The organism is Methanococcoides seepicolus (assembly GCF_023684405.1).
Taxonomy (GTDB): domain Archaea; phylum Halobacteriota; class Methanosarcinia; order Methanosarcinales; family Methanosarcinaceae; genus Methanococcoides; species Methanococcoides seepicolus.
On the sequence record NZ_JAGSOI010000070.1, the window covers coordinates 1 to 12,526 of the forward strand.

General features: G+C 43.2%; 11 protein-coding genes and 3 pseudogenes. 5 read left to right on the plus strand and 9 right to left on the minus strand.

Going from position 1 to position 12,526, the window contains the following annotated elements; translation table 11 throughout:
- Window positions 1–999, minus strand: a pseudogene (locus tag KDK67_RS12390) (radical SAM protein); the annotation flags it as partial.
- 114 nt (window positions 1,000–1,113) lie between these two features.
- Between KDK67_RS12390 and ilvD the strand changes: the two are divergent.
- Window positions 1,114–2,775 carry a dihydroxy-acid dehydratase gene (gene ilvD, locus KDK67_RS12395; protein WP_250869107.1) on the plus strand — a complete coding sequence of 554 codons (1,662 nt, stop codon included), beginning with the start codon at window positions 1,114–1,116 and terminating at the stop codon, window positions 2,773–2,775.
- A 39-nt stretch (window positions 2,776–2,814) separates the two neighbouring features.
- Here the strand turns inward: ilvD and KDK67_RS12400 are convergent, their stop codons facing one another.
- The 6 genes and pseudogenes from KDK67_RS12400 to mtxX all read right to left on the minus strand — a co-directional run bounded on the left by KDK67_RS12400 (window position 2,815) and on the right by mtxX (window position 7,502).
- Window positions 2,815–3,003, minus strand: coding sequence for a zinc ribbon domain-containing protein (locus KDK67_RS12400; RefSeq protein WP_338101268.1), 189 nt, complete (start codon window positions 3,001–3,003; stop codon window positions 2,815–2,817).
- A 519-nt stretch (window positions 3,004–3,522) separates the two neighbouring features.
- Entirely contained in the window at window positions 3,523–3,813 is a 291-nt protein-coding gene (locus KDK67_RS12405; RefSeq protein WP_250869109.1) for a hypothetical protein, read from the minus strand.
- A 117-nt stretch (window positions 3,814–3,930) separates the two neighbouring features.
- Window positions 3,931–5,049: pseudogene (gene tnpB, locus KDK67_RS12410) on the minus strand (IS200/IS605 family element RNA-guided endonuclease TnpB).
- Between the two features lie 156 nt (window positions 5,050–5,205).
- Window positions 5,206–6,138 (minus strand): tetrahydromethanopterin S-methyltransferase subunit H, encoded by a 933-nt coding sequence (gene mtrH / locus KDK67_RS12415; protein ID WP_250869120.1) that lies wholly within the window; start codon window positions 6,136–6,138, stop codon window positions 5,206–5,208.
- Between the two features lie 51 nt (window positions 6,139–6,189).
- Window positions 6,190–6,684, minus strand: a pseudogene (locus tag KDK67_RS12420) (tetrahydromethanopterin S-methyltransferase subunit A); the annotation flags it as partial.
- Entirely contained in the window at window positions 6,675–7,502 is an 828-nt protein-coding gene (gene mtxX / locus KDK67_RS12425) for a methanogenesis marker protein Mmp4/MtxX (protein WP_250869121.1), read from the minus strand. The gene mtxX and the pseudogene KDK67_RS12420, both read right to left, overlap by 10 nt.
- 120 nt (window positions 7,503–7,622) lie before the next feature.
- Between mtxX and KDK67_RS12430 the strand changes: the two genes are divergently transcribed.
- The 4 genes from KDK67_RS12430 to KDK67_RS12445 all read left to right on the plus strand — a co-directional run bounded on the left by KDK67_RS12430 (window position 7,623) and on the right by KDK67_RS12445 (window position 10,643).
- On the plus strand, window positions 7,623–9,116 hold the full coding sequence (locus KDK67_RS12430) for a replication factor C large subunit (RefSeq protein WP_250869111.1): 1,494 nt from the start codon (window positions 7,623–7,625) through the stop codon (window positions 9,114–9,116).
- Between the two features lie 446 nt (window positions 9,117–9,562).
- Entirely contained in the window at window positions 9,563–9,829 is a 267-nt protein-coding gene (locus tag KDK67_RS12435; RefSeq protein ID WP_250869113.1) for a DUF3303 domain-containing protein, read from the plus strand.
- 116 nt (window positions 9,830–9,945) lie between these two features.
- The gene (locus KDK67_RS12440) at window positions 9,946–10,212 is read left to right on the plus strand and encodes a DUF3303 domain-containing protein (protein WP_250869115.1); all 267 of its coding nucleotides are present in this window, start codon (window positions 9,946–9,948) and stop codon (window positions 10,210–10,212) included.
- Window positions 10,213–10,376: 164 nt separating this feature from the next.
- Window positions 10,377–10,643 carry a DUF3303 domain-containing protein gene (locus KDK67_RS12445; protein ID WP_250869116.1) on the plus strand — a complete coding sequence of 89 codons (267 nt, stop codon included), beginning with the start codon at window positions 10,377–10,379 and terminating at the stop codon, window positions 10,641–10,643.
- Between the two features lie 11 nt (window positions 10,644–10,654).
- On the opposite strand, the gene KDK67_RS12450 is transcribed toward KDK67_RS12445, so the two are convergent.
- Window positions 10,655–11,281, minus strand: a complete 627-nt coding sequence (locus tag KDK67_RS12450) for a hypothetical protein (protein ID WP_250869117.1) — start codon at window positions 11,279–11,281, stop codon at window positions 10,655–10,657.
- Between the two features lie 394 nt (window positions 11,282–11,675).
- On the minus strand, window positions 11,676–12,526 hold an 851-nt coding region (locus KDK67_RS12455), incomplete at its 5' end, for a PGF-pre-PGF domain-containing protein (RefSeq protein WP_250869118.1).

The following is a 12,526-nucleotide window of genomic DNA, read 5'->3' on the forward strand; positions in this document are numbered from 1 at the left end:
TTTGAGGTCATTCGCACGAACAACGGCAGGGTCCGCACTTTCTATGCCCAATGCTGCGATATCGCCAGAGGTATGATATTTCACGATGGTCTTCAATATCTCGAGGCTCTGTTCCGGATAGGCGACCATCGTTGCAGGGTTCGTGTTATCCATGTGCAGAACTTTCAGTTCAGGTGCGACCTTTCGGATACCACTGTAAAGGGTTTCCAGAACGTCCGGGCTCGGCTGAAGAACATCAGCACCTATATCCTTAGCATGATAACTCAATAGGTCCGGCTGCCTCCCAATACGGAAGTTCCTTGCACCGAGATCATAAAGTGAAGATACTTCAGCGATCACATCTGCCACAGGACGGTGATCAGAATGACCGTAGAACCGTTCAGTGCAGAAGGAACAGTGTACCTTGCGACCACATCCGCGATAGGTTTCCATTTCACACATAACGTGAGGATAATCGGGATGTTGAGCTATTATGAAAGCACCGAGCTTAGACCATCTGCCGATCTCATCCACGGTCCTCATCCTGTGGGAAATATCTTCAGGATCACAGAGTTTACCATTTTCGAAAAGGTCATAGACAAAAGCTTCGATATCACTTTTTGCGAGAATAGTATCCTCGGCATCTATTCCAAGCTCTTTTGCACCTTTGCCACCTTCTTTACTGAAACCAAGACGGATGGGACCACCTAGGACCTTGATACCTGAAGCAAGGGTGCAGAGGTTCTCGATCTCACCGGGAGTTATCGGTGAGGAACGGAGGTATTTACCGGGAACCGTCATACCGGACAATATTACCACAATATCAGCTTTTTTCAAGAGCTGGGCATCTTCAGGAGTTGCTGTTCTGAGACTGTCGATGGTAAAATAATCAATGTCATGCTCTAAAAAGCCCTTTTCACGCAGGGCTCCGGCTATGTAACGAATATAAGGAGAAATATAGGGCGGGACTCCGAAACATGCCGGTTCATCCACATAACCATCTATTATCACAGCTCTCATGAGATACTAAAAGGAAGGATGGCATATAAATGAACCTTTTGATATAATATGCCATATTATTCATATAGTTTAATCGTGTAGAATAGTTGGTCATTGCATTTACGAGGTTATCATATGAGAAGTGACAATACAAAGAAAGGAGACGCACGAGCGCCGAACAGATCGCTTTTGAAAGCTATGGGAGTGACGGATTCTGAGATGAAAAAACCGTTCATAGCTGTTGTGAATTCCTGGACAGAGTTCATTCCGGGACATATTCACCTTGACAAAGTAGCAGAAGCTGTAAAGGCCGGTATTCGCAATGCAGGCGGAGTTCCTTTCGAGTTCCATACAATAGGTGTCTGCGATGGGATCGCAATGGGACATGAAGGTATGAAATACTCACTTCCAAGCAGGGAAGCAATAGAAGATACTATTGAGATAATGTTGCAGGGACAGCAGATGGACGGCATGGTCATGGTCACTTCATGTGACAAGATCACCCCTGGACACCTGATGGCTGCCGGAAGAGTGGACATTCCGGCAATTGTTGTGACAGGCGGCCCAATGCTCCCAGGATTCGTTGATGATAAATACACAGACCTTGTATCCGTTTTTGAGGGTGTTGGCGCCTGCCGGAGCGGTGCAGTCTCATCTGAGAAACTTAAACAGCTTGAAGATCTCTGTTGCTGTGGTGCAGGCTCCTGTGCAGGAATGTTCACTGCAAACACAATGGCATGTATGACAGAGGCTCTCGGGCTCAGTCTTCCAGGATGTGCGACCGCACATGCAGTAGATGCGAAAAAGATGCGCATTGCAAAGGAGTCAGGAGAAAGGATCGTTGCAATGGTAAGCGAAGGACTTACCGCACGTCAGATAGTCACTGATAAGTCATTCGAGAATGCGATAAGAGTGGACCTTGCGGTCGGAGGAAGTACCAACACGACACTTCACCTGCCCGCCATAGCACACGAATTCGGGCTTGAGCTTCCTCTTGAGAAGTTCAATGAACTGAGCAAGACAACTCCCCACCTGATAGGACTTAGACCTGGTGGAGATAACTTCATGATCGACTTTGAGAGAGCTGGCGGAGTTCATGCAATTCTGAAGAGACTCGTAACAAAGCTCAACCTTGACGAGAAAACGGTCACCGGAAAGACCATTGGTGAGAACATCGAGGAATTCGTCATTGTCAACCCAAAGACGAACGCACGCGTTATCACGACAATCGAAGAACCACTCCACGAGGAAGGCGGTATTGCGGTCCTGAAAGGAAACCTTGCCCCTGATGGAGCTGTGGTCAAACAGTCTGCCGTTGATGAGAAGATGCTCAGGCACACCGGACCTGCAAGGGTCTTCGACAGTGAAGAGGAGGCAATGGAAACCATCCTTAAAGGAGATATCAGATCAGGTGACGTTGTGGTCATCAGGTACGAAGGACCAAAAGGAGGACCAGGAATGCGAGAGATGCTCTCCCCGACATCCGCCATAGCAGGAATGGGACTTATCGATTCCGTTGCACTCATTACTGACGGAAGGTTCTCAGGCGGTACAAGAGGTCCATGCATAGGACATATATCCCCTGAAGCTTATGAGGGCGGCCCTATTGGATTGATACAGGAAGGCGACATCATTGAGATAGACATGCCTGGAAGAAGACTTGAGCTCAAAGTTCCGGAGGAGGAACTTGAAAAGAGAAGGGCCTTGTTCGAACCGGTTGAAAAGGAAGCCACCGGATACCTTGCACGCTATCGAAAGATGGTGTCTTCAGCAAGCAAAGGTGCTATCAGAGAGTGACTACTCCCACGACTAAAGATCGTGGGCTTCTATGATTTTTCAGTCAAGAGATTGTAGTCCCAATCTCAGTATGTTGATAGATGCATTGTGATCTCTATCTAATTTAAGGCCACAACACGAACAATCGTGAATGCGGTCTTTCAATTCCTTTTTGACAATAATTCCACACCTTGAACACATCTGGGAAGTGTATGCAGGATTAACCAATACTACTATTGAACGGCACATTCTGCCTTATTCTTGGTAGTGTCTACTAGTGTCGGGTTATGAAGTGCATAGATCATATGGCATAATTTTCGAAACACCAAAATGACCGATAGGTATCTACAAAAACCATAGCATCGATCTTCGCCACAGGCGCGCATTCCACTGCTATCAAACCCATGGCCCAACATACAATTCTCAGAACAGCAAATACGCCGCCGCTTGAAAACGGTATTGTATTTCATGGCCGTGGTGCAGGAACGTGCCGCGCTGCGCGCGTGTGGTCGCGACGTTTTTAGCATCTGTATTGCCCCTTTCCATGTAGCAACATTGTATGGTTGACTCGACACTAGTGTATGCATGTCATTCCGTTTTTCAGACACGGATTGAGAATTGCATCACATCCCCACATAAAGTCAAATCCGTGTAAATCCGTGTAAATCTGTGTTAATCCGTGTCTAAAAACGTTAAAAGACACGGATTTATACAGATTATTGAAGAATGAGAATATAGTGTAGAGACTATGCGTAAAATTTATATAAGTTAGTGGACTTTTCCGACAATCTCGATAGACATATCATTTCCATCGTCACCGGGTTCATTCAGAACATCAAAGCATGATATAGTCGGTTCAGCCACATCTTCCTGAACCGGTATGATGTCCAAAGCATCCCCAACATATGCATTATTTAAGCTGTTGTTCGACACCGGAGCTTCGCATTCTGCCCTGTCCAGCTCTTTTTCAAGAAGTGCTGCCACAAAGGAATCTCTATCCCCAACATCGGACAATTTCTCATATAACTTATCAGATATACTGACTTTAAGCTCTTTCATGGCTGACCAATCTGGGAAAGGTGAACTACTCCACACTTACGCATGGAGCTTCCTGCTTCATTCTTTGAACTATCGTTCACAAGTCCACAGGCTCTTCTCCCTCGTTCCGAAGGTGATTCAAATGTTTAGTAGATTTTGATTTTGAAGTGCAAACTTCTTGATGTTGATTGCAGCATTAATGTCTCTGTCATGCATTGCATCACATTCGAGACATTCCCACTTTCTATCAGCAAGTGTCATTTCCCTTTTATAATGTCCACACACATTACATATTTTAGTAGATGGTTCGAACTGACCAATCTTCAACAATATTTTGCCGTACCATTCTGCTTTATATTCAAGTTGCCGAAAAAACTCACTCCACGAAACATCACTGATTGCTTGTGCAAGATGGTGATTCTTTAACATCCCATTAACATTCAACGTTTCCACTGCTATAGCTTGGTTCTCGCTTATCAGTTTAGAAGTAGTTTTGTGCAGAAAATCGGTTCTCTGGTTTCGTATCCTTTCGTGTAGTTTTGCTACTTTTAGCCTTGCTTTATTACGATTAGCAGAACCTTTTTGCTTTTTGCTCAATCTTTTCTGCAAGACAGTCATTCGGTCGATGCTGTTTTTTAGATAATTGGGGTTTTCAATCTTCTTGCCATCGGAAAGTGTGGCAAAATGAGTTATACCTACATCTATCCCCAACGTCGTTTCATCATCGAAAGTTTGTGTATTTGGAAGTTTTTTCCCATCGTCAACAAGAATACTGATGTGAAACTTTCCCGTGCTTGTGACTGATATTGTTGCAGTTTTTAGTTTCCCTTCAAACTTCCGATGTAATCTTGCCTTGATTGGATGTTTGATCTTAGGAAGCTTGATTGAATTGTTCACAAAATCTACTTCATAATGTTGAGGAACAGAAAATGATTGAACTATATTTTTTCTTGATTTAAAATTTGGGAAGCCTGTCTTTTCCCTAAAAAATTTAGTAAAAGCGGATTCGAGGTTGATGAGTGAACTCAACAATGACTGTGAATTAACTTCTTTGAGCCATGTGTTCTCTGGTTTCAGTTCATGAACAAGACAACTTTGTAAATCGAACCTTGATCAATGTTTTTTATCAGTTTCGTATGCTTTGACTTTCTGTTCTAATGCCCAATTATATGTAAACCTACATGCACCGATATGTTTTAGAAAAATCTCTTTTTGAGATTCAGTTGGATATAAACGGTATTTGTAAGCCTTTAGCATCAATACCATTATGCGTTTTAACAAAATATAAACGTTTTGTAAAACGTGGACAGCACGGCTTCCACCCCCCAGCTTACGCAAGGAGACTTCCCACCTGATGAGTTAAAAAGAAATATGCATGGAAGCAATACATAAACATTTTCAAGGCGGTCGATTTCAGACCAGCCTGTTAAGAGGGTGTCTGGATGCTGTCTGGGAAACCAGATCGGATGAAGCTTCCGCGATCATAATATCAGCCATCGCGGCCATTGGGAAGGTGTACAGGGCATTCTCTATAGGACCATAAAGTACAAAATCACCACCAACTAATTGCTGCATCGTTACCGTTCCGATATCACACATGCGATATACAAGAGGATCGAGCTTCTTCTTCTCCTTGAGCCATCTCCATGAGGAAGGAGCATTATGAATACCTGAACCTACCGGGAATCCCCATTTCTCCTTGGCTGCCATTGTCATACGAAGTGCAATGCCTGCACCATTACCCATGGGGGTAATGCTCGGATCAATAAGGATATTACTGATACCACAGTCCTCTGCCACTTCGATCAATCCCTTGTCAAGCAGTTTGCCCCCATCTTCAAGAAGGGACATCCTTCCCTCAAGGGAAGAATCCATTGCATTGAAACCAAGAACAATAGCACTGTCAATGTCAGAAAGCCGGAGTGCTTCGCATTCAGCTTCTGTGATGCTCATATTGATGGAATTGTAGATTGTCTTGTCAGCAAGGCCGATATCAGTAACATACTCAGCAGAAGCCATTCTGACCTCCGGTTGCGGAGAATCGATTATGAATGGAGAATCAGTTACAGATGATACAAAGTCAATATATTTCTGCATACTTTCGACCGTGTTGGCAAAGATATGCACTATCGAAGGATTACCGGTCTCATCCGACATTAGATCCTGCACATTCACAAGATCCTCTGCAGCGAACCGGTCAAATATCCCGATATCCGCATTCTCTACAATTTTATGCCCTTCATAGAAGATAGTACCTGCAAGGACTGTCGGTAGCTCACCGGGCTGCCCGCCCATCTTCACTCCGGCAATATTCACGATATTCTGCTCCTTCTGGAAACAGAACATACTGCCACCCACCATATCCTTTGGGACTGTCATCCTCTTGGTCACAACTTCCACAACAAAAGGACCTTCACAATATGAACCGTCCTTTGAGCAGTATTCATCAACAATACTGTATATTTCATCAATATCAGTAAGACCTATGCGGTCAATTATAGTAACCTGTTTCTGGAAACGTTCGATGGCATCCTTGCCGATGTTCTCCACAAAAGGAATTGCGCCGCCCGAACCAATTATGCGACCATCATCATCAATGCCGTTCTTATGAAGTGCAATAAGCGTCTGTCCGGCAAGGTGACCTTTTGATTCATTGCCACACAGCAGCACATACCTTATATTGGAATTTGAGATAGTGTTTATGATGATCTTTTCCGCACCAAGGTTCTCGGTCTTGCAACTACCCCACATAGCAGCTTCTCCATACGGTTCCAATGAACTCGCAAGTGTGATAACAGCAATACAGGAATCCTCTTTACCGGATACACAATCCCCTTTTACAACAGGCCAGTCACAGGCAACAGTTTCTATGTAAACACCCCTTAATTCGATCCGTTCCTTTCGTTCTTCATGTCCACAAGAGCACTGGCAAGCATTATGGCTTTCGTATAATGGCCACCCACTCGGGAAGTATCCACGAAGACATGATCATCCATCAATACCGGCGCACCAATACCGTCCCCTCCGCCGAGGAAAACAAGTGTCCTGAAGATCAGGTTGCCGGTTATACCATCTGGAGCAAAGATAAAGTTCGCTTCCTTGATGGCATCTTCAATGAGTATTGTATAATGCTTTGCACATATACCGTTATCCCGAAGCCGGGCTGCAAGGAAATCCCCATCTGCAAGGGTACGGTCGATCTTCTCGTGCCTGCCAAGATCTCCCATTCTGCCCCCTGAAAGTATGCCCACCACAGGCTCGATATCGAACCTGCGTATATGTTCGACACCAAGACGCACAAGGGTTATCTTGTCCGAAAGGTCATTTCCCTCATCGATACCGACAGGAGCAAGGAAGAACGGGACACCATCCGCACTTATCAGAAAAGCCATGCGATACAACTTATCGATGCCAAGGACATTCTTAAGATGGGAAAGAGTGCCGGAAGCATTAGCAGTGCCTCTTACCGCAGCATCCACGGAACCGGAAGCAAGCAGATCACCAAGCACCATCTCGGGTTCATGGGTATTGATGATCTCAAGAAAAGTTCCCACAGAATCGATCTCCTTTTTATCCCCTACGAGAATAACGTGAGCATAACCTGAATTGTGGGCATTCTCGATACTGGAGATCATCTTTGCAGAAGGGTTGCGAACTCCTATGGCGACCTTTGCTATATTTGAAATAGCCCTTCTCCTAACAACATCCATAAGACCTTCTGTGCTGCTTTGCCGAGCCACGATACACCTGCCAGAAATGATATTAATTAGAATCAACAAAGAAATGCAAACATTAATTACTTTTCCCTTTTATGTAAGGTATGATCACAGATGGCAGAATCTATCGAATGGGTTGAAAAATACCGACCACGGTCCCTTACGGACATTGTAGGCAACAAAAAGTCTGTTGTGGATATGCGTGAATGGGCACAGTCATGGCTATCAGGAACGCCTGAAAAAAGAGCGGTCATACTGCATGGTCCTGCAGGTGTTGGAAAGACCTCTGCAGCACATGCACTTGCCAGGGACCTTGACTGGGAGACCATTGAACTTAACGCAAGTGACCAGAGGACAGCAGGCGTCATTGAAAGGGTAGCAGGTTCTGCATCAAAGATGAGCTCCCTTACAGGAACCACTGCAAAGAGACTTATCATACTTGATGAGGCCGATAATATCCACGGGAATGCCGACAGAGGAGGAACCCGGGCCATCGGCGGCATTATAAAGAACACAGACCACCCCATCGTGCTTATTGCCAACGATCTCTATGGACTTACACCTTCCATACGTTCACTCTGCATTGAACTCAAGTTCAATTCAGTACAGGGACGTTCCATGATACCGGCACTTAAGAGGATCTGTGTCGAAGAGAAGATAATGTGCGGTGTCGGAGTTCTTGAAAAGCTAGCGGAGAACGCCGGAGGGGACCTGCGAAGTGCCATTAAAGACCTTCAGGCAGTGGCAGTCGGAAGGGATGAGATACACATAGAGGATATCGCTACTTCCGAAAGGGATACAAAAGAGTCGATCTTCAAAGTGCTTGGAAAGATATTCAAGCACACAGACCCAAAGAAAGCACTGGAAGCTACCTATGGTCTTGATGAGACCCCTGAGAACCTTATCCACTGGATAGACGAGAACCTGCCTTTACAATATGGAACTGAAGAAGGCACAGAGGAAGACCTCATCACAGGATATGGGCATTTGGCTAAAGCGGACAGGTACCTCGGGCGTGTAAGAAAACGACAGAGCTACCGTCTATGGAGATATGCAGGTGCCCTTATGACATGCGGTACCGTTGTTTCAAAGACCCACGTTGGCCGCGGGTTCACAAAGTACCAGCCACCATCGTTCTGGCGAAAGATGGGACAATTAAGGGCAAAACGTGATATGAGAGATAATATCGCTTCAAAGATAGCGGACCATGCCAATAAATCCATGCGATATTCACGCACAGACCTTGCACACCTTTACGGCAGGATGCTGGAAGAAGACGAATATGCAGCAGATGTCACTTTCGATCTTGAACTGAGCATTGATGAGATGGTCTATCTCACGGGCAAGAAAAAGGTCACAAAGGACATACAGAGGATACATGACCTCGCACAGGCAAGACGACAGAGCCTTGGACGCGATGAAGGTCAGGCGTTCTTTGAGAAGAAGCCCAGAAAACAGACCCCTGACAAGAAACAGATGGACCTTACACAGATAATCAACAGCGCACCTCAAGAGGACAAGAGCGAAAAGAAAGAGAGCGAAAATGTACCTCCTGTTAAAAAGAGTGCATCAAAGGCTAAACCGCAAAAGACATTGTTCGACTTCTGAAATATAGCATTTCCCTTGCATTCGAGATCAAGTAAAAGAAGGGAATTTCAAGATATTGAGACACAAACTTAAAAGGTGTGTCAATATCAACGGTTTACTTTATCAGATAATCCATAAGAGCCCTTATTTAGTAAATTAATTTTTCAAAATAACTTGGCCACATTTGCTCATGACCCTACCTTAAAGGCTTCTTATCGAGCTTATTGTAAAGCTAAATATAGTTTGGTCAGAATAGATAGTAAGCTATATATGAAATAGGGACTGAACTTAACATACATAATTTATTTGGTGGTCGGGGGACACAGATGAAAATGCTAAAAGGACTATTAGCTGTGCTTTTAGCAACCAGACAATCTGTAAAAACTGTCCATTGAAGGTCAATTATATTTGATACCAGAGATGGTGTAAAAGTAAATAATTGCTAAATCAAAATTGGGGTAATGAATATGTTATACATGGAAATCAGTACATGGGAACCAGAGAAACGTGATCTGATACTTGAACACTTCAAAGAGATCAAAGTGCCTGCAGGAGTAAAGGTACACGATCAATGGGTAGATCTAACAGGATCTCGATATTTTATCTTATATGAGTGCGACGATGCGGAAGCTTTTGCAGCATTTAACCTTCCATGGTCAGATATTTGCTACATTGAAACTGTTCCTGTAATGAAATCAACCGATTTCATATCAGTAATGAGCAGAAAATACTAAGGCCAGATATCAAATATCGCTAAAAAATTAATAATGCATGAGATTCACCATGAAATTCAAAAGAATTTCATTTTTTTATATGGTGTAATTATTAAATCAAAATTGGGGAAATGAAAATGTTATACATGGAAATCAGTACCTGGGAACCAGAGAAACGTGATCTTATAGTTGAACACTTAAAAGAACTGAAGATGCCTGCAGGAATAAAGGTACACGATCAATGGGTCGATCTCACGGGAGGAAGATATTTTATCCTGTATGAATGTGAGGATGCAGAGACTTTTGCAAAATTCAACCTTCCATGGTCGGATGTGTGCTACATTGAAACTGTCCCTGTAATGAAATCAACCGAGTTCATATCACTGATGAGCAGAAAAAGCTGAGATCCGAGAGATGGTCAAAAGTAAATAATGCAAATGTGATCCAGGACGATATTGAAGCCAGTAATGGATCAATGAACATCAATTACACAGTAATAATGCCATGAGATCCTCTTGGATCTAATTTTTTATGGTATAATTGTTAAATTAAAAGTGGGGTAATTAATATGTTATATATGGAAATCAGTACTTGGGAACCAGAGAGTCGTGATCTCATACTTGAACACTTTAAAGAAATAAAAATGCCTGCAGGGATAAAGGTCCACAATCAATGGGTCGATCTCACGGGAGGCAGATTTTTTATCCTATATGAGTGCGACGATGCAGAGGCTTTTGCAACATTCAACCTCCCATGGTCGGATGTGTGCTACATTGAAACTGTTCCTGTAATGGGAGCAAACGAGTTCATGACAATAATGAGCAAAAGGAACTGAATCCCCTTTTTTCAGGGGATTATTTTTATTTCTTTTTCTTCCTTTCCTAAGAATAATTTAATGGGGCCAATTGGGAATGCTTTTGTTGGATATCCGTAAGCAAAATTGCCTTCACTGTCTGAAACGATTGTTTGCGAAGCTTTGATCTTCAATAGAACATTTTCTGCACTTTCAATTTCTCCATTTATTATTATATCATAGTTTCCTGAAGGAACATCTTTGTCAATGTATATCGCCCGCCCATTTTCAGCTTCTCTGTACTGCTTAAAAGGTATAAGCATTCGGACCGTGAAGGTCATATTCCTGACATTATATGCCTCGACCCGGAATTCGTTTGGTATTGAATTTATCGCCACGTCATCGAACCTGTGTTCATACTTTTTATCATTAACAGGAATTGACATCTCGAAATTGACGTCTAATTTTATACTTTTATCAGGTTTTGTTTTCCCTGAGATCATTAGCTCCTCGCCTTGCTTTAATTGAATAGAAGATACATCCCATTCAATCAGATCTCCATGTGAGATTTCAGGAACTGGTCTATAGAACAATGAATTTATTTTTTTGATGAGCGTAAGGAATAGATTATAATCTTCTTTGATCGTAATGATCCCCCCATATACTAGTGATCCCCACAAGTACCTAAGATAATAATGTTCTGCATTTATATCTAAATGAATTTGTGACTTTAGATGCTGATCTCACTGCAATTTTCAGGAAAAGTAGCCGAGGTATAGTAGAAAAGTTAAGACAAGGTTGTAATTACTTCTGGTTCCACCAAATTCCCCCATTGGCCTATACAATTACATTAAAATGTATACTATTTAGATTTATTGAGAAGTTGTCATTTTGAACATATTATCCTGATTTGACAGAACATAGATACGATAATTCATTCCTTGCATTTTGTTTTCCGCTTTGCAAAGTAGATCAAATGATTTTCATAGAGTTTGAAGAGTGTAAAACAAAGAGTCAGAAGAGTCAACAACCACCGGTTGAAACCAGTGGCATCCTGCTCACTATAGGTGAGATTTACTCTTTGTTACGGTTCCTTCTGTAGATTGCGAATGCTCCTGTTGGAATTATCAATCCTAGGATAAGGGTGATCAAATTGGGGGTGAGCATAGTTCGTTTAAGATGGCTTGCGTTATCCTCATATGAATGTTCGGGATCGGTGTCCATAACCTCAACACTTATCTGGGTATCCTTGTCTTCCATCCCTACAATGGCAAATGGTGAAAATGAGTCCGGTTCTGCCTGATAGTAGGCAATACCATCACGGGTCTCAATATATGTTGTTGGGACATTTTCCCATTTATCGGTTTCAGAGTTGTAATGCTTCATGAAGACCTTTTGAGAATCGATGTTGTTCTCTTCAATCCATGCAGCATTTACATTGAACTCCAGTATTGCGTCCTTTATGTTATTTGGAACGGCGAATCCTTCATAGCCCACCCAGATGTTCAGGTTCTTGTAAACAGTTCCTTGTGGTGTTTCTTTTACAAGTTCTGATGTTTGTTTAAGGACCTCTATGGTGATGGGTACACTTTTGGCCGTCACGCCGGATGTGAACTTTATGTAGGTAACAGGATTCGCAGTTCGTTCAAAATGATGTTCTACAGGTGTGCCGCTAAATACCCTCAGGTTAGCAAAATCGGTTGTCAGGACATTCTTTGCGTCTTTGTCAGGGCTTGTTCCGGCACCGCTTCCGCCAGAGCTACCACCTGAGCTGGAACTGTCGCTTGGGGTGCTTGCGTCATCGGACAAGGAGTTCAAGTGTATCGTCTTTGTCTCGCCATCGATGGTCAGTGTGAAATCCCCTTCTGGCATGGAAGTGGTCGAATACTTGAATTCGTAACGGCCTTCCTTTACCGGGATCTCGC